This window comes from Bacteroides sp. ET71 (assembly GCF_023336905.1).
In the GTDB taxonomy this organism is placed as follows: domain Bacteria; phylum Bacteroidota; class Bacteroidia; order Bacteroidales; family Bacteroidaceae; genus Bacteroides.
In genome coordinates this window covers 104,276-123,010 of sequence record NZ_JAMBLS010000004.1, presented here as the reverse complement: position 1 = coordinate 123,010, position 18,735 = coordinate 104,276, and the positions used below count along the sequence as shown (strand labels likewise).

Here is an 18,735-nt window from a genome sequence, read left to right as displayed (position 1 = left end):
TTCTGATTATGTAAGATTCAGCGCCGTAACAATTGCTGAATCAAGGATAATCTTTTTTATTTATTTTATTTGATTCTTTTCTAGGCTATTGCTTCTGCAGAGTCCGGTGATTATATTTTATGTATCTAAACAGATGTGCCCAGCAATGTCCGAAATGTTTCCAAGAGAAAGGGCAAAGCATAAATTCCTTCATCACTGTCAATTTATGTGGGTAATCACTTTTCAGCATGTGCCGCATAAAATTGCTGAAACATCTTTCTGTTAATTTCTTCTCTTGCGATTTGGATATCTTATATCCAGGTACTTTTAGCGGTAAGAAGGCATTCCATTTTTGCTTGTGCATACGTATAGTATTTTCTACCCATTGGCAATCAAAGTTTCCGAGTGAGAAGTGCTCTATCAATACTTTGGGAGAGGTGCAAATATAGTTCTTGTACTGTTTTGTTGCAGCAATTTGCAACGAAAAATCCAAATCATAACAATGGAAACCGGTCAGCATTTTTTCATCAAAAGGATATTTTTCCCAAAGCTGTTTGCGTACAAACATCCCTAGGCCATCTACTGTAATGACTTCTTCAAAGGGATGCTCCAAAAGAACATTGAAAGCGCAAAATTCTGCGTTTTTCCCAACTCTTTGGTATAAGAAACCGCATCTGTCTTCACCTGATTGCATCCAACCGGAATATACTTTCAGCTTCATTTTGCTGCCTACGAAGCCTATAACGCCACAATCAGGCTCTTTTAGTTTTCCAGCAATTACCTCTCCCCAATTTTCGGAATGAAAGAGAACATCTTCGTGTACAAAGAAAAGATAAGGGTAGCGTGCTTGACGGGCTCCTTCGTTATAGACCCTGGCGATGGGATATCGCTTTTCTCGGTTATCGAAGGCTATGATTTCGTGCTCGACCCCTATGGTTTTCTGTATGTTCGCTTTCAATTGTGATAAGCGTTCGGGGGAGATAGAACAAATGATGATGGAAAACATATGTCTAATTTTGTTTTTTACATAAAATATTTATCGCTTGCCAGCAGAGATTCCTGTTGCCATTGGGCAAACAAGTAAGTTTAGGTTTTATTGTTGGCATACGGTTTATTCCCATAAAATTCTAAGGTAGCACGGTTTTCATCCGTAGGAACTTCTTCCTGCAATTTCAGTTCATAGCCAGTGAAAACTTGGAGCAGGATGACTCTAATGTATTGCAGAGAGAATTGAATGTTCTCATAATCAGGATTTATGGCGCTGACCAAAGGATTTTGTTTCATCATACTCGTCATTTTCTAATCTATTTCTCTACATGTGAACCATATGCTGCGGGTTCAGATAAATATTGCTTCGTCTTTGGAAATGCAAAGTTACGAAATATACTGCATACCGTTGTAATAAAAAAACAATAACATAAAGAATAAGTTTCTGTTTCGAAGGAAAGTTACGGCCAAGAATCCCTAAAAAACTTCGGTAAAAGTACTAAGTTACGTCGCTAATACCTATCTTTGTCCCGATAACGTATACTGTATCGAACTGCTTATGGAACATCCGCTTTCTCAATTCCGATATTGCCCCAAGTGCGGGTCGCCGCATTTCGAGGAGCATAACGCCAAGTCGAAACACTGTGCCGATTGCGGCTTCACGTATTATTTCAATCCTTCGTCGGCCACGGTAGCCCTTATCTTGAACGGGAAAGACGAGCTGCTGGTGTGCCGCCGCGCCAAAGACCCGGCCAAAGGTACATTGGATTTGCCCGGAGGTTTTGTCGACATGTTCGAGACCGGGGAAGAAGGCGTCATCCGCGAGGTAAAGGAAGAAACCGGGTTGGAGGTGGAGAAAGCGGAATACCTCTTTTCGCTGCCCAACCTCTATCTGTATTCCGGTTTCTTGGTTCATACGTTGGATATGTTTTTCCTTTGTACGGTGACTGACACGGCTCATTTCCAGGCGATGGACGATGCGGCCGATGTCTTTTTCCTGCCCTGCCGGGACATCCGCCTGGAGGACTTCGGACTGGATTCGGTGCGCCGAGGCTTGGGACTTTTTCTGAAACAACCACACTTTTATATGCACAACCAATGAAACATACATTTACACGCTTACTGGGGCTGGCTCTTTGTTGCTATTCTTCGGCAGGACTGGCACAAAGTCTCGAAAAGAAGGCCACTCCCCAAGAACTTTATTCGGAAGGCCGCATGCTGTTTGAACAGAAAGCCTATTCGGCCGCCATCTCTCCCCTGCGGGCTTACTTGCAGGGCAATGCCGGCGACTGTAACGATGCCGCTGCCGAAGAGGCGGCCTACATGCTGGCCTGTGCCGCTTATGAACTGGGTGACCCGCAGAGCGCGGACTTGCTCCGAGGTTTCCTGGCGGAATATCCCGACACTCCTCACGCCAACCGCATACAGGCACTTATTGCTTCCACTTATTTCTTTGACGAAGACTATGAGCAAGCCTTGCAGGCCTTCGGGCAGGCGCGTCTGGACTGGCTGGCTGCCGACGAGCGTGACGATATGACGTATCGCCTGGCCACTTGTTACCTGTTGACGGGTGACTTGCGAGAGGCTGCCATCTGGTTCGAGACGTTGCGGGCCACTTCGCCGCGCTATGCTGCCGACTGCACATATTATCTTTCTTATATACGCTATACGCAACAGCGTTATGATGAGGCGCTGAAGGGCTTTCTCAGCTTGCAGGAAGATGAGAAGTACGAAGCGCTGGTACCTTATTACATTGCCGAAATCTACCTGGCCAAGCAGCAGTATGACAAGGCCGAAATTGTGGCGCAGAATTATCTCTCGGCGCATCCCGCCGATGTGCATGCTGTCGAGATGCAGCGCGTCTTGGGCACGGCGTTCTATCACTACGGCAAGTTCCTGGAAGCTATGGAACCGCTCGAACAGTATGCCGTTTCGTCCGGTCAGCCCCGCCGTGATGCCTGCTATATGCTGGGCATGGCCTGTTACCGGTGCGGGGTTTACTCCAAGGTCCCCGAGTGGTTGGGTCGGGTGACGCTGGAAGATGATGCTTTGGCGCAGAACGCTTACCTGCACATGGGGCTGGCTTATCTTCAGATGAGCGACAAGAACAAGGCGCGCATGGCTTTCGAACAGGCGGCCGTGTCGGAGGCAGACCGCCATCTGAAGGAGCAGGCGGCCTACAATTACGCGCTCTGCATACACGAGACTGCTTACTCGGCTTTCGGCGAGTCGGTCGCAGTGTTCGAAAACTTCCTGAACGAATTTCCTTCGTCTGCCTATGCCGACAAGGTGAGCAGCTATCTGGTGGATGTCTACATGAGCACCCGCAGTTACGAGGCCGCTCTCCAATCCATCGAACGCATCAAAGAACCGAATACCGACATCTTGCGGGCCAAGACGCGCATCCTTTTCCAACTGGGCACCCAGGCTTTTGCCAATGCCGACTTTGCCGGAGCTTCCGCACGTTTCCGGCAGGCCAAGAAGCTGGCTCCTGCTTTGGGCAGCGTCGGGCAGGGCCTGCGCGACGAGGCTTGCTATTGGGAGGGAGAGGCCGAATACCGTTTGGGCCATCTGGCGCAGGCGGCTGCCGCTTTCGACGAATATCTGTCGACTACGTCGCAACGTCGTGGCGAGATGTATGCATTGGCATACTATAACTTGGGCTATATCGCTTTCCAACAGAAGAACTATGCCGCGGCCGAAAGCCGTTTCGCCAGCTATGTCCGCTTGGAGACGGGCGACAACCGCGAGGCTCTGGCCGATGCCTACAACCGCTTGGGCGACTGCTGTCTGCGTGTCCGCCGCTTCGACGAGGCCAAACAGTATTATGCCACGGCCGAGAAACTGGGGATGCCTTCGGGCGATTATTCTTATTACCAGCAGGCTTTGGTGGCCGGCTTGCAGAAAGACTACGGCACGAAGGTGACGTTGCTGGATGAGCTGGCTGAGAAATATCCCGACTCGCCTTATGCCATCGACGCCATGTACGAGAAAGGGCGCTCGTTCGTGCAGAGCAACCAGCGCGTGCAGGCCATCGCCACTTTCCGCCAACTGGTGGAGCAGCATCCGGAAAGTCCTGTCAGCCGCAAGGCTGCCGCCGAAATCGGCCTGCTCTACTACCAGGACAATGACTATGCCAAAGCCATCGAGGCCTACACCTACGTCGTCAAGCGCTATCCGGGCAGCGAGGAGGCCCGTCTGGCCGTGCGCGACCTGAAGTCCATCTACGTTGAAACCAATCGCGTCGACCAGTTCGCCCAACTGATGGCCGAATTGCCGGGAGGCCTGCGCTTCGAGGCAGGCGAGCAAGATTCGCTGACCTACGTGGCGGCCGACCGCCTCTACATGAAGGGCGATGCGGCATCGGCGCAGACCAGTTTCGAACAATACTTGCAGAAATATCCCGACGGAGCCTTCAGCCTCGATGTGCACTACCGTCTTTGCGTCCTGGCCAAGCAGCGGGGCGACGAGGAAGGCGTGTTGTCGCACGCGGGCAAGTTGCTGGAGTATCCCGACAATCCGTATTCCGAAGAAGCCCTGTTGCTGCACGCCGAAGTCCTGTTCAACCGCAAGCAATACGAACAGGCCTTGGCCGACTACCGCCAATTGCAGACGAAGGCCACCACGCCCGAACGTCGCCGGCTGGGCATCGTGGGCGAGATGCGTTGCGCCTTCCTGCTGCCCGACCAGCAGGCGGCCGTTGTCGATGCCGCCACCCGCTTGTTGGCCGAGAGCAACCTGACGCCCGAGCTGAAGAACGAGGCGCTCTACGACCGCGCGAAGGCCTGGCTGGCTCAGAATGATGCAGACAAGGCCGTGCCCGACCTGGAGCAACTGGCCACCGACACGCGCACGCTGCAAGGAGCCGAGGCCAAGTACCGGCTGGCGCAACTGCTCTATGACAAGGGCGACTATGCCGCTGCCGAGAAAGAGGTGCTGGACTTCATCGAACAGAGCACGCCGCATGCCTACTGGCTGGCACGCAGCTTCGTCCTCCTGTCCGACGTCTACGTGGCGATGGACAAGAAACTCGACGCGCGCCAATACCTGTTGAGCCTGCAACAAAACTACCAGGAGGCCGACGACATTCAGCAGATGATTGACGAAAGGCTGGAGAAACTGAAGTGATGCGCCGGGGAAGTGCCTCCGCCGGACAAGGGCCGCGCTTCTGCCGAACGGTAAGCGGGCTTCTTTCGGACAACGGACCGCACTGTTCCCAGGCTTCTTAAAAGACTGATTGCAACTACCTATTTCTTATCGTAAAATGAAGACAAAAATACAATACACCCTCGCCGCCTTTCTGCTGCTGCCCGCAGCTCTGACGGCTCAGACTCAGAATCCCGACACCACCCTGAACCGCACCGTGGTGGTGGAACAAGAATATGCCCCCCACCTGCGCGACGCCGCCAAGGTCAACGTCCTGCCCCGCGTGGACGAGCCGCAGGTGACGCCCCGGCAGGTGGAATACGACATCGCCCTGTCCCCCGCTGCGCAAATCCCGGCAGACACCATGCAGGCCTTTGCCGCCGACGAGGTGCCCGAGCAAGCCACACCGGGCTACGTCCGGGCGGGCTATGGCAACTATAACAACCTGGACGTCTATGCCAACTACCTCTTCCGTCTCTCTTCTGCCGACCGCCTCGGCTTGACTTTCAGCATGGACGGCATGGACGGCAAGCTGGACTGGGGCGATGACGCGCCGAAGTGGAACGCCTTCGACTATCGCACCCGCGCCGCCGTGGACTACACCCACCGTTTCGGCCGCCTGGACCTGAACGTGGCCGGGCATTTCGGACTGCGCAACTTCAACCTCTTGCCGGACAGCTACGCCGGTAAGCAGAAATTCACTTCGGGCGACGTGCACGTGGGCGTGGCCTCCACCGCTGCCGACCTGCCCGTGCAATACCGTGCCGAAACCAACCTGATGCTCTATCAGCGGCAGCACGGTCCGGATTATGATGGCGCGCAAGAAGTTCTGGCCCGCACCAAGGCCGATGTCTGGGGCATCATCTCCGAAGGGCAATCCGTCGGCCTGGCCTTGCAGATGGACAATGCTGTTTACAGCAAGAACGACTTCGACAACTACACCGCCCTGAGCCTCACACCCTACTATCAATACGAGAACGGCCGTTGGGACATCCGCGCCGGCGTGCACGTCGACCCGGCCTTCGGCTTCACGAACGAACTGTGCGTATCGCCCGACGTGCACGTGCGCTATGCCTTCCCTGCCAATGCCGTCCTCTACCTGCAAGCCACGGGCGGCCGCCTGCTCAACGACTTCCGCCGCCTGGAGTCGGTCAGCCCCTATGCCGAACCCACCGGACAACTGGCCGCCACCTACGAGCAGGTCAACGCCGCGCTGGGCGTCAAGTGGGGCACTGCATGGGGATACTGGATGCACCTGTTCGGCGGCTACCAGAACCTGCAGGACGATGTGTTCTACTGCGACCTGCCCGTCGGAACCTCCGCTCACGCCCTGGGTCTGGGCACATGGGACACGGACAACTTCTATTTTGGCGCCGAACTAAGCTACGACTATCGCGACATCTTCCGCCTGAGTGCGCAAAGCATTTACCGCAGTTGGGACACCGACGTCGCGGGAAAGGAGATGGGCGTCCTGGCCTTCAAACCCGCCGTGACGTTCGATTTCAAACTGGACATCCATCCCGTCCGTCCCTTGCGCGTGCACGTCGGCTACCGCAAGGTGACTCGCACCGAGGTGGAGGGTGAACGCATTAACCCCATCGACAACCTCTATGCGGGCGCTACCTACGACCTCTTCCCCGGCATCGGCGTCTATGCCCGCCTGGACAACCTGCTGAACAAGACCTATCAGTACGTCTGGTTCCGCCCCACGGAAGGCTTCAACCTGGTGGGCGGAGTGACTTTCCGATTCTGAAAAAACGGGGCCTCCGACCGCAGAAACGAGGCCCCGGACAATTTTTTTTCTAAAACTTCTTTATATTATAAGGTAATAACCTCCTTTTTTTCCTACATTTGCCGTGGATTCAATGGAAAGAGTCATTAATAACGAAGAATTTTATGCAGAAGAACCTTGTCATCGTCGAATCTCCGGCAAAAGCAAAAACCATCGAAAAGTTCCTTGGGAAAGACTTCAAGGTACTGTCCAGTTACGGACACATACGGGACCTGAAGAAGAAAGCATTCAGTATAGACCTGGCGCACGACTTCAAGCCCGAATATGAAATACCTGCCGATAAGCGTGCCCTGGTCAGCCAACTGAAAGAAGAAGCCGCCAAGGCGGACACCGTGTGGCTGGCTTCCGATGAAGACCGCGAAGGAGAAGCCATCGCGTGGCATCTTTACGAGGTGCTGAAGCTGACCCCGGAACATACCAAGCGCATCGTGTTCCACGAAATCACCAAGAACGCCATACTGAACGCCATCGAACATCCCCGAAGCATAGACCTCAACCTGGTGGACGCCCAGCAGGCCCGTCGTGTGCTGGACCGCATCGTAGGCTTCGAATTGTCGCCCGTGCTGTGGCGCAAGGTCAAACCGGCCCTCTCGGCCGGACGCGTGCAGTCCGTAGCCGTGCGCCTCATCGTAGAGCGCGAGCGCGAAATCAACGCCTTCAAGACCGAGGCGGCCTACCGCGTGACAGCCGTCTTTCTGGTGCCCGATGCCGACGGAAAACCAGTAGAGATGAAAGCCGAGCTGCCTCGCCGCTTCAAAGACAAGGCCGAAGCAAAAGCTTTCCTGGAACACTGCCGTTCGGCCGTCTTTACCATCAGCGACATCACCACCCGTCCCTTGCGCAAAGGTCCTTCTGCCCCTTTCACCACCTCTACCCTGCAACAAGAAGCAGCCCGCAAATTAGGATTCACCGTGGCTCAGACGATGATGGTAGCACAGCGCCTTTATGAATCCGGAATGATAACCTACATGCGAACCGACTCGGTCAACCTGTCCACCTTTGCCCTGAACGGTTGCCGCGAAACCATCACCCGGTTGATGGGCGAACGCTACGTCTGCACGCGCCACTTTGCCACCAAGACCAAAGGAGCACAAGAAGCGCACGAAGCCATCCGCCCCACCAACATGCAAAACCCCAAGATAGAAGGGACGCATCAGGAGAAACGACTCTACGAACTGATTTGGAAGCGCACCATCGCCTCGCAGATGGCTGACGCAGAGCTGGAGAAAACAACCGTCACCATCAGCACCGACCAAGGAAGCGACGCCTTCACAGCTACGGGCGAAGTGGTGAAATTCGACGGGTTCTTGCGCGTGTACCGCGATTCGCTGGACGAAGAACAGGAAAACCACGAAAACGAAGCCGGACTGCTGCCGCCTCTGGAAAAAGGACAGCAACTGACTTGCAGCAATGTCACCGCCACCGAACGGTTCAGCCAGCATCCGCCACGCTATACCGAGGCCAGCCTCGTGCGCAAACTGGAGGAACTGGGCATCGGACGCCCGTCTACCTACGCCCCCACCATCTCCACCATACAGCAGCGCGAATACGTGGTGAAAGGGGACAAGCCCGGCGAAGAACGTCCTTATAACGTCCTCTGCCTGAAAGACGGAAACATCACGGATACGATGAGCACCGAAGTGGTCGGCGCGGAAAAGTCCAAATTGTTGCCCACCGACACGGGGCTTGTCGTAAACGATTTCCTGACCGAATACTTCCCCGACATCTTGGACTATAACTTCACCGCCACCGTGGAAAAACAATTCGACGAGATAGCCGAAGGCGACAAGAAATGGACAGGCGTCTTGCACACCTTCTACGACAAGTTTCATCCCTCTGTGGAAAGCACGCTGGCCGCTAAAAGCGTCCACAAGGCCGGCGAACGTGTGTTGGGCACCGACCCCAAGAGCGGTAAGCAAGTATCGGTCAAGATAGGCCGTTTCGGCCCTGTGGTACAGATTGGAATAGCCGGTGAGACCGAAAAACCACGGTTCGCCCAGTTGGGCAGAGACCAATCCATTGAGACCATCACGCTGGACGAAGCCCTGAACCTGTTCAAACTGCCGCGTACATTGGGCGATTACGACGGCCAACCTGTCACTGTCGGTTCCGGACGCTTTGGACCTTACGTACACGGCCGGGGCATCTATGTCACCCTGCCGAAAGAAATGGACCCTATGAGCATTACGTTGGAAGAAGCCACAGAACTGTTGAAGAACAAACTGGAAGAAGAGGCCAAGCGCCATATCAAGCAGTTTGCCGAAGAGCCCGAACTCGAAATCATGAACGGGCGTTACGGTCCTTACATAGCGTATAAAGGCAATAACTACAAGATTCCTGCGGGCATCGAACCGGCCGACCTTAGCCTGGCATCGTGCATGGAGCTGATAAAATTGCAGGAAGAAAAAGGTTCTACACGCAAGAAACGCACGCCCAAAGCCCAGAAGAAAGAAAAGCCCGTGAAGGCAAGCAAATAGAGTGTAGGGAACAAAAACAAACGAAGGCGCGGATTGCGCAGGGAGCACGGAAGCTATAAAAACATCCGTGAAGCCCGCGCGCAATCCGCGCCTTATTTATTTCTCTTGGCTTGCAGCCGTTTCTGTTTACATCCGCTCCGGCACCTCGATGCCCAGCAGGCCCATGCCCAGCTTCACCATCTTCGCCACTTCGGCGGAGAGCACCAGGCGGAACAGGCGCACGGCCTCGTTCTCTTCGCGCAGGATGCTGAAGTCGTGGTAGAACTGGTTGTACTCCTTCACCAAGTCGTAGCAGTAGTTGGCGATGAGCGAGGGACTATAATCTGTGCCAGCCTGTCGCACCACCCCGGCAAAGTCGGCCAGCATCTGCACGAGGCCTTCCTCTTTGGTGCTCAGCTCGATGCCTGTGGGCAGCGTGTCGGGCAGGGTGATGCCAGCCTCGGCGGCCTTGCGCAGCACGGAGCGGATGCGGGCGTAGGTGTATTGGATGAAGGGACCCGTGTTGCCGTTGAAGTCGATGGATTCCTTCGGATTGAACGTCATGTTCTTGCGGGCGTCCACCTTGAGGATGAAATACTTCAGTGCGCCCAATCCTACGATGCGGGCGATTTCTTCGGCTTCTTCCTTCGTCAGTCCGTCCAGCTTGCCCAGGTCGCCGCTGGTCTCGCGGGCGGTGGCAATCATTTCAGCCATGAGGTCGTCGGCATCCACCACGGTGCCCTCGCGGCTCTTCATCTTGCCTTCGGGCAGTTCCACCATGCCGTAGGAGAAGTGTACCAGGCTCTTGCCCCACTCGAAGCCCAGGCGGTCCAGCAGGATGCTGAGCACCTGGAAGTGGTAGTTCTGCTCATTGCCCACCACGTAAATCATCTTGTCGATGGGGTAGTCGGCGAAGCGCTGTTCGGCGGTGCCGATGTCCTGCGTCATGTAAACTGACGTGCCGTCTGAACGGAGCAACAGCTTGTGGTCCAAGCCCTCGTTCGTCAGGTCGGCCCACACGGAGCCGTCTTCCTTGCGGTAGAACAGACCTTTGTCCAGGCCTTCGAGCACTTTTTTCTTGCCTTCCAGGTAGGTCTCGGATTCGTAGTATATCTTGTCGAAGCTGACGCCCATCATGCGGTACGTCTCGTCAAATCCGGCGTACACCCAGTCGTTCATCTTCTTCCACAGGGCGCGCACTTCGGGGTCGCCGGCTTCCCACTTCACCAGCATCTCGCGGGCCTCTTTCATCAGGGGCGAGGCGGCTTCGGCCTCTTCCTTGGTCATGCCCTGCTCCATCAACTCGTTCACCTCGGCTTTGTAGTGCTTGTCGAAAGCCACGTAGTAGTCACCGATAAGGTGGTCGCCCTTCTTGCCGGAAGATTCGGGTGTCTCTCCGTTGCCGTACTTCAGCCAGGCCAGCATGGACTTGCAGATGTGTATGCCACGGTCGTTGACGATGTTGGTCTTGACCACGCGGTTGCCGTTGGCGGCGATGATGTTGGCCAAGGCATTGCCCAGGAGGTTGTTGCGCACGTGTCCCAGGTGGAGGGGTTTGTTGGTGTTGGGCGACGAATATTCTATCATCACCAGGGGCGACTGGGGCGTGGCGGCGGTCAGTCCGTAGTGCTCCCGGGCGTGGATGTCGTCCAGCAGTTCAATCCAGGCGGAGGAGGCAACGGTGAGGTTCAGGAAGCCTTTGATGACGTTGAAGGCTGCCACGGCGGGCTCATTGGCCTTCAGATATTCGCCAATCTCCTGCGCCGTCTGTTCGGGCCCCTTGCGCGACATGCGCAGGAAGGGGAAGACAACCAGCGTCAGGTGTCCTTCAAACTCTTTCTTGGTCTTTTGCAACTGCACATCTTTGGCGGGCACGTCCTGCCCGTAGAGTGCCTTGAGGCCGCTCACGACGGCGGCGGTCAGTTTTTCTTCTATCTTCATGAGTGGTGATATAAACTGTTTCTCTGTGGCGACAAAGGTAATACAAAAAAACGACATAGCATGCCCCCGGCGGGTAAAGCTGCTCGAAACCGTCGGGCACCCTGCTCTAAACGTTCGGGCAACTCTGCTCGAACGCTTAGTGCACCCTGCACTAAATGTTAGTGCAACAGCCAATAACTGTTAACGCGGGGAGCGGAATGTGTATTTATGTTAATAGCAGAGAAATATCCCTTCCGCACGGAATAAAAGGCAGGGAAAACAAAGTGTGAACAAAATAATATCTTACCTTTGCCGACGATAACACCAACAAACACATGCATCCGATGACTGCCATCAAACGAACCTTGCAATCCCTCCGCCTGCGGCTTGCCGCCCCGTTGGCCTGTCTGGCCATTGCACTTCTGGCGGGCGCCTGCAACAGCGATGTCTTCATCGACGACTTTCTGCCCGGCGAACCGCCGGCCGTGTCCCTCGCCGGGGTCGGGGAGAGCGTCACCATCTCCTTTGAAGCCGATAACTGGGGCATACGCAACGCCTACTATCTGCCCAACAACCTTGACGTCTACTCCACCGACCTTGACGGCAACAGCCGGAACTTCCCCTTTGCCGAGGGAGCCACGGGCATCGTCCGCTTCCGCAGTGACTACTTCGACTTCGAGGTCCGCAAAGAAAGCAGGCGTGAACTGGAGATGTATCTCCATGAAAACCTTTACGACAACCCCGTCGACATCACCCTCGCTGTGGGCAACGAGTACGAAGAGAAGACCATCAGCCTCTCGGCCCTGCCCACGGGCAAGTATCGCGTGGACAGCGTGGCCTACGACTGGAAGCAATTCTCTACCCACGACTACACTGTTGAAGAAGTGGCCTCATTCACCATAGACAACCGCCAGGGGAGCGACACGGTTTGGTGGACGGTCTACCCCTTTCGGGACATCCGGCGGAAGATAAGTTTCTTCTCGCCCGGCCCTGTTTGGGACGAAACGCACTACACCCGCCTGTTGGGCCAGCCCCTGCCCACCATCGCTATCCCCGACGTCGTGGACGGGAAGCCGGTGATGCAAGACACCCGCGTGGCCTTCGGCATCCAAGAACAGCAGTTGGAGACAGACTTGGATAAGGACGCATCGCGTCTTGTGGGCGTTCCCGGCGGCAAGCACCAACGCATCGACGTCTACGTGGGCATTGTGGATTACAGCGTCCCCTACACCGTCTACTGCTCCAATCCCGAGAACGGGAGGACGCGCACCTTCAGCGGGACGCTGTACAGCGACTGTCCGACCCCGGAACATTTCATCACCCGAACCGACCAGACCGACACTTATGAGGAACGTGATTAAGCTGAAACTATGCTGCCTTTGGCTGGCTGCTTTCTTGTGCCTGGCCGTTTTGCCGTGTGCCGGCGCCACGGCTCCAAACGACAGCACCTCGCGCAAGCCGACCCATTACCTTGGCCTGGACTTTCGTCCGGCCTATACGTTTCCTACCCATTCTTTCCTGGATGGGCAGAACGCTGCCCAAAAGCCGATACGGACGAACTTGTCCGGCCACTTGAAGTACGGCTTCCGCTTCTCTCCGGACAGTTATTTTGGAAAAGTCTATCCCCATGCCATACAAGGCATCGGCGTGAGCTACAATACCTTTTTCAATTCCTCGGAGTTGGGAAACCCGTTGGCCGTTTATGTCTTTCAGACGTCGCAGATTGCCGCGTTCAGCCCGCGTTTGTCGTTGGATTACGAATGGAACTTCGGCGTGTCTTGGGGCTGGAAGAAATATGATGCGACAGACAATCCGATGAACAGCATCGTAGGTTCGCGCATCAATGCCTATATCAACCTGGGACTGCTGCTTTGCTGGCAACTGGACTCGCGAACCAGCCTGAGGGCAGGCATAGGTGTGACCCATTTTTCGAATGGCAACACGAACTATCCCAATGGGGGAGTGAACACGCTGGAAGGCAGTATCGGCATCATCCGCCGTTTCGGTTCCGGCCAGAGGCGGGAAGAAGCAGCCCCTTCGTCCGTTTCCATTCCGCGGGCCGTCTCTTTCAAGCCTTACTTCAGCTACGACCTTATCTTCTATGGCGCTACCCGCCGTAAAGGGATATTTCCCGAGGACAGTTCACCGGTGCTGGTGCCCGGCTCGTTTGCTATCGCAGGCTTCAACTTTACCCCTATGTACAATTTCAGCCCTTGTTTCCGCGCCGGCCTGTCGCTGGATGCCCAGTATGACGAAAGTGCCAACATCGGCGCCCATATCGCCAACACTCAAGAAACGCCCGATGCAGCTAACATCCGCTTCCACCGTCCGCCTTTCATCGAGCAGTTTGCCGTAGGCCTCTCTGCCCGGGCGGAAATCGTGATGCCCATCTTCTCCATCAATTTTGGCATTGGCCGCAACTTGCTTTGCCGTGGAGTGGACACCAATTCCTTTTACCAGATTCTGGCCCTGAAAACAGACCTGACCCGCCGTCTGTTCCTGCACGTGGGTTATCAGCTCTACAAGTTCAAAGACCCGAACAACCTGATGTTGGGCCTTGGTTTCCGTTTCGGAGGCAGATAAGCCTTGTCTTTGTCCGGAACGGTTATATCCAAATTCGTTCTTTGTTCGTATTTTTTCCGTTTCTAAGGACTCGAACGTGGAACGACTTTGGAACGACTTTGGTAGGACTTTGGTCCGGGCGGAAATAGGGACATTAAGTAAGGATATTTGAACGCTCTGTGCTTATTTGCTGAAAGAATGGGAATAAAATAAGACTTTCCCTTTTGCATCTTCCTGCAAATGCGTACCTTTGCACACAAACGCAGAGCAAATGATGGTACGTATATTCTTGACCGGCTATATGGGTGCCGGCAAGACGACTTTGGGAAAGGCTTTCGCCCGTGAGTTGGGCTTGTCGTTTATCGATCTGGACTGGTACCTGGAAGAGAGGTTCCACCAGACGATAAGCCAGTTGTTTGCCGAGCGCGGGGAAGATGGCTTCCGGCGCCTGGAGCAGAAAATGCTGCACGAGGTGGGAGATTTTGAGAACGTGGTCATCTCGACGGGGGGAGGGACGCCTTGCTTTTTCGACAACATGGACTATATGAACGCTCAGGGGCAGACGGTCTTTCTGGATGTGGACGAAGAGACTTTGTTCCGCCGTTTGCGGGTGGCTACGGCGCAGCGTCCTATCCTGCGGGGCAAGTCGGATGCCGAATTGAGGGCTTTCATCAGCGAGGCGCTGGCCAGGCGGATGCCTTATTATGAGAAGGCTCGTTACCGGTTTGACGGAAGCCGGCTGGAAAGCCTCCAGCAGATTGACGAGTCGGTGGAGCGGCTGAGGGAAGTGCTGGGTCTGAAGAAGGGATAAGGAGGCGAAGTGACGGCCAAAATCAAAAAGAATTTTTAACCAAGAACTTACATTTTTGTTAACTCCAATTTGGGTCTTTGAGGAATAATCGATAAATTTGTGCATGCAGAAAATATAATAGGCAGTTTGGCAAATTAATCTAACTATTGCTATGCAGCACATAAGTGACAACATTCAGTTCTCTGTTTTAATGCCTGTTTATAATCAAGCATCTTTCATTCGTCGTGCCATAGCGAGTTTAATGATGCAAACATATCCCTGCTTCGAACTCATTATCATAAACGATGGGAGTACGGACTGTACAGAGTAGTTCATCACTGATTATTTAGAAGACAAGCGCGTTGCTTATATAAAAAATGAAACTAACCAAGGATTGGGACAAGCGCTCAATCGGGGGATCGATGCAGCCAAATACCCTTACATAGCTTATCTGCCGTGTGTCTGAAGACTTTTTCTTTCTGTTCTGGCGCCAAACTGACCGATAAAGGTGTATTTGCATTTACCGGTAAAAGAAGAACTAAAAAAATCCTTATAGCTTATTCTTCATAAAATCTTTAGCCTTATGAAACACAATATTATCATTTTTCTTTCAATTTTCATGTATGGGATAGCCACTATTTCAGCTCAAGAATTGAACCGCGACAGCATCCCGCCCGCCATTTGTACCGGAATTAGTTTCGTGGATTCCACCCCTTTACGGGTATGTCGTAACCAGCGCATCTTGATTCACAAAACCTTTGAAGGTCTTGCACAGCGTGGAAAATGTTCCATGAGGTGATTCTTCGGCTTCAAACTGCACCTGATTATCAATGACAAAGGGAGAAATCCTCAATTTCATGTTCACACCCGGAAATGTGGATGACCGTGAACCGTTGAAACAAACCTGGTTTCAATAATTTCATTGCCAACTTGCTTTCTGCATAGCTGTATACTGCTTTTTTGAAGAGAAGCCCGCTATTGACCTTTGTTTTGTCAAAGACAGGCAACTTGTGATGTTTTGAATTATATCGAACTCACGTTAAATAATATGAAGTATGCAAATTTCAAGGTTAAGTGCAATTTTCATTTTGTTATCAATGTTCTTCTTGAATGCCGACATTGGTTCAATATACGGAAAATGTTGTGTCTGATACCGGGAAGGAGGATAAAGACATGATATTCCAACCCGGACAGAAAGTCATATCCGAGCATTATGCAGGCGATGTCTATATATCCGGATTGCTTCGGAACACGGGCTATGACATCGGTCAGTTGTGGTGTTCGAGGCAGGCAGCCATAATGACTGGCATATCCATCCCGATGCTTCTCAAGTGTTGCTGATACTGGATGGCGAGGGGTATTATCAGGAAGAAGGGAAGCCAAAGCAGTTGATGAAAAAAATGAGATGTCATCAAGACCTTCCCCAATGTGAAGCATTGGCATGGCGCTACTCCCGAAAGCCGTTTGGTACATCTGTCAATAACAGACGGGTCGGAGAAAGAGCATATCCAATGGTGTGAGCAATTTCCAGAGCGACCGTATCATCGACCTGTGCTATACGGCAGAAATCAAGCCGATGGTAAACCAACTGAAACTCCATTCGTTTTACCAAAGGGAAGATGAATTAGCGATTTTACGAGAATATGGGATTGCGCCGCAAGCATGGGCACCTTTTGCCGAAGGCATGAACGGCATATTCACCAACTCCGTGCTGAAAGGAAGCGCGGAAGTACATGGCAAGTCGGTAACGCAAGTCATCCTCCGGTAGAATATTCAGCGAGGTGTAAGCGTCTTTCCGAAGTCCGTCCATTTCAACTGTATGGAAGAGAACCGGTCCGTTTGGGATTTTGAACTTTCGGCAGAAGACATGCGCCAAATCGTTACGTTTGATTTGGATTCTCCTCAGATGCTCGACCCGCGTAAACCAAGTAAAGTACACCGGTTCTTCAATTATTTGGAGAACCCGGTCTTGACAAGTTTGCAATAGTTCTTTAGTTTATCCTAAAGGTGTATATGGCATACAGATGACACAGATTTAACGAGATAACCACGGTTCTTATTTTATAAAGAATGTTTGCAAATTGCCAAATAGACTGTAGGAGGTACCGCATCCTGCGGTGTGTTTACCATGCATATGCCGCAAGAATGTGGCACCTCCTATCTGTATCATCCTATGTGATTGGCTTATTGGCAACATGCGGATATTCATTTAAAATTGAAATGATAAGCTCTAAAATGAATCCCAAAATTCAGGGTCTTGTTGATCAAAATCTAAATTCTCATTATATGTATTTTCATTTATAGATTGAACAGAACGGACTGTAAGAGTTTTATTGATTTCAGCAATTTCAAAATCAATCATATCAAACTCATTGTTTATGAACTCAATATTATATTTGGAAAGTAAATCTTTAAATAATACTGTATGCTGAACATCTCCTTGTTCTATTATGGTATCAATCCTACCTTTATCGTAGAAATTCCAAATATTGTCATATTTAAGAGGTATAACAATCTGTCCCATAAAGTCAATCATTCCCCATTTATCCTTTTTCTTTACTCTGGCCAGTCCCGAATCATATCCATCAATCCAATCGTATTTTCCGAATTCTACAAATATACTACCGTCATTTTTCAAAATACCCCATTGGTGTTTTCTGCAAACGGTATATAATTGATTATAATATGGGCAGACTTTCTGATAATTTGCATAGTTTACTATACTCGGGAAAATGAAGTCATATTCAAAATCTGCAATAGTCTGACCATCTAATGTAATTATACCCCATTTATTTTTTTTCTTGACACAAATAGAAGTCTTAATACGAGAGAATTCCCCCTTGAAATCATCGTATATGGGCTGTATGACAATATTGCCTTTTTTATCCATGAATCCATATTTATGGTGCTGAATTATAGGTAGTACTTCTTTTAGTCTAAATAAGTTTCTTGGGAATAGAAAAACTTCTCTTGGATCAATTAAAATCTTTATATTTTTTTGCTGCAGTTCTTTTATGCGATTTATAAGATCAGTCATATTTGTCCTTTAAATTGTCATACTATAAAAAATATCAACTTGGCCTATAACCATTTGGAGGCATTGCCAAACGCCTATAATCATGCAAACAAGGAAAGTCCACACTTGGCGACATAGGCATTCACTCTTGCTTTTGAGGGCATATTCTTCTAATTGGCGATTTTTCGAATAACTTCGAGCAAGAAGCAAACACTTCTTTTTCTAATATGTCTTTGTTATACTTTTACTTCATTCGCTGTTCACTTTTTAGGGTTAATGCTGCAAAGATAGGATTTTTCGAAAAAAAGCGATGCTCAAGAATTGATATTTTTCAAAGAGCCTGTTTAGATTTTGTTCAACAACATTTTTATCGCCGCAAGTTTCACCATTCCCTCTGCCGAATCAAACGTAAATTCACGTGAGTTCGATATAAGGAGTAAAAATATTCGTTTGAGAATTAGGAAAATAGCAATAAGAACATCAAATTTGTAGTGCTCAATTATAACATTTAAGCAATTAGCACTATGTTCTCGAAAGCCAAAGTTACAGAGATTTATTGTATGGCGGATGATTTTTGCAAAGAATTTGCCGAAGTACAAGGAAAATATCTGGTTGACGACAAGAATCATAAGTATCGGAATAAGCCTAACTGGATGAGCGATGCGGAATCATGGTCATCATGATTCTGTTCCGCTCGGGAGGTTTCCAGATGCTTCAAGCGTTACTTACAAAGAATATGTCTGCAAGCATCTGACGCACCTCTTCCCCAGTCGTGTGTCCTATAACCGTTTTGTGGAACTGGGGAAGGAAGTCCTGTTACAACTGACCGTTTTCATCAAGGAGGTCTTGCTGGGTATTTGTACCGGAATTAGTTTCGTGGATTCCACTCCTTTACGGGTATGTCGTAACCAGCGCATCTTGATTCACAAAACCTTTGAAGGTCTTGCACAGCGTGGAAAATGTTCCATGAGGTGATTCTTCGGCTTCAAACTGCACCTGATTATCAATGACAAAGGGAGAAATCCTCAATTTCATGTTCACACCCGGAAATGTGGATGACCGTGAACCGTTGAAACAAACCTGGTTT

At 51.5% G+C, this 18,735-nt stretch carries 14 protein-coding genes and 3 pseudogenes; 13 read left to right on the top strand and 4 right to left on the bottom strand.

The genetic code is table 11. The features are described 5' to 3' along the window. Positions 1–85: 85 nt before the first annotated feature. Positions 86–985, bottom strand: coding sequence for a glycosyltransferase (locus M3090_RS04120; RefSeq protein WP_249054118.1), 900 nt, complete (start codon positions 983–985; stop codon positions 86–88). Between the two features lie 80 nt (positions 986–1,065). Beyond that, positions 1,066–1,266 (bottom strand): hypothetical protein, encoded by a 201-nt coding sequence (locus M3090_RS04115; protein WP_249054117.1) that lies wholly within the window; start codon positions 1,264–1,266, stop codon positions 1,066–1,068. Positions 1,267–1,525: 259 nt separating this feature from the next. Between M3090_RS04115 and M3090_RS04110 the strand changes: the two genes are divergently transcribed. The 4 genes from M3090_RS04110 to topA all read left to right on the top strand — a co-directional run bounded on the left by M3090_RS04110 (position 1,526) and on the right by topA (position 9,381). Further along, a complete protein-coding gene (locus M3090_RS04110) occupies positions 1,526–2,068 on the top strand; it encodes an NUDIX domain-containing protein (RefSeq protein ID WP_249054116.1) in 543 nt (180 codons plus the stop codon). After that, entirely contained in the window at positions 2,065–5,094 is a 3,030-nt protein-coding gene (locus tag M3090_RS04105; protein ID WP_249054115.1) for a tetratricopeptide repeat protein, read from the top strand. The genes M3090_RS04110 and M3090_RS04105 overlap by 4 nt, the downstream gene beginning before the upstream one ends. 136 nt (positions 5,095–5,230) lie before the next feature. Continuing rightward, positions 5,231–6,865: a TonB-dependent receptor gene (locus M3090_RS04100; RefSeq protein WP_249054114.1), complete on the top strand. Its 1,635-nt coding sequence runs from the start codon at positions 5,231–5,233 to the stop codon at positions 6,863–6,865. A 143-nt stretch (positions 6,866–7,008) separates the two neighbouring features. Then, positions 7,009–9,381 carry a type I DNA topoisomerase gene (topA, locus tag M3090_RS04095; RefSeq protein ID WP_249054113.1) on the top strand — a complete coding sequence of 791 codons (2,373 nt, stop codon included), beginning with the start codon at positions 7,009–7,011 and terminating at the stop codon, positions 9,379–9,381. A 126-nt stretch (positions 9,382–9,507) separates the two neighbouring features. Here topA and argS read toward each other — a convergent pair whose 3' ends face one another. Continuing rightward, entirely contained in the window at positions 9,508–11,301 is a 1,794-nt protein-coding gene (argS, locus tag M3090_RS04090) for an arginine--tRNA ligase (protein WP_249054112.1), read from the bottom strand. Positions 11,302–11,624: 323 nt separating this feature from the next. Here argS and M3090_RS04085 point away from each other — a divergent pair, with 323 nt between their 5' ends. The 8 genes and pseudogenes from M3090_RS04085 to M3090_RS04050 all read left to right on the top strand — a co-directional run bounded on the left by M3090_RS04085 (position 11,625) and on the right by M3090_RS04050 (position 16,619). Further along, positions 11,625–12,641, top strand: a complete 1,017-nt coding sequence (locus M3090_RS04085; protein ID WP_249054111.1) for a hypothetical protein — start codon at positions 11,625–11,627, stop codon at positions 12,639–12,641. Further along, positions 12,625–13,863 carry an acyloxyacyl hydrolase gene (locus M3090_RS04080; RefSeq protein WP_249054110.1) on the top strand — a complete coding sequence of 413 codons (1,239 nt, stop codon included), beginning with the start codon at positions 12,625–12,627 and terminating at the stop codon, positions 13,861–13,863. The genes M3090_RS04085 and M3090_RS04080 overlap by 17 nt, the downstream gene beginning before the upstream one ends. A 253-nt stretch (positions 13,864–14,116) precedes the next feature. Next, on the top strand, positions 14,117–14,653 hold the full coding sequence (locus tag M3090_RS04075) for a shikimate kinase (protein WP_249054194.1): 537 nt from the start codon (positions 14,117–14,119) through the stop codon (positions 14,651–14,653). 151 nt (positions 14,654–14,804) lie between these two features. Continuing rightward, positions 14,805–15,098 (top strand): annotated as a pseudogene (locus M3090_RS04070) (glycosyltransferase family 2 protein). 219 nt (positions 15,099–15,317) lie between these two features. Continuing rightward, a pseudogene (locus tag M3090_RS04065) lies at positions 15,318–15,534 on the top strand (transposase); the annotation flags it as partial. 271 nt (positions 15,535–15,805) lie between these two features. Continuing rightward, complete coding sequence (locus M3090_RS04060; RefSeq protein ID WP_249054109.1) at positions 15,806–15,973, top strand: hypothetical protein; 168 nt, start codon at positions 15,806–15,808, stop codon at positions 15,971–15,973. Between the two features lie 175 nt (positions 15,974–16,148). After that, complete coding sequence (locus M3090_RS04055) at positions 16,149–16,400, top strand: hypothetical protein (RefSeq protein WP_249054108.1); 252 nt, start codon at positions 16,149–16,151, stop codon at positions 16,398–16,400. A gap of 51 nt (positions 16,401–16,451) precedes the next feature. Then, the gene (locus M3090_RS04050) at positions 16,452–16,619 is read left to right on the top strand and encodes a hypothetical protein (protein ID WP_249054107.1); all 168 of its coding nucleotides are present in this window, start codon (positions 16,452–16,454) and stop codon (positions 16,617–16,619) included. A gap of 243 nt (positions 16,620–16,862) precedes the next feature. Here M3090_RS04050 and M3090_RS04045 read toward each other — a convergent pair whose 3' ends face one another. Next, the gene (locus M3090_RS04045; RefSeq protein WP_249054106.1) at positions 16,863–17,669 is read right to left on the bottom strand and encodes a WG repeat-containing protein; all 807 of its coding nucleotides are present in this window, start codon (positions 17,667–17,669) and stop codon (positions 16,863–16,865) included. Between the two features lie 503 nt (positions 17,670–18,172). Between M3090_RS04045 and M3090_RS15980 the strand changes: the two are divergent. Then, positions 18,173–18,735 (top strand): annotated as a pseudogene (locus M3090_RS15980) (IS982 family transposase); the annotation flags it as partial.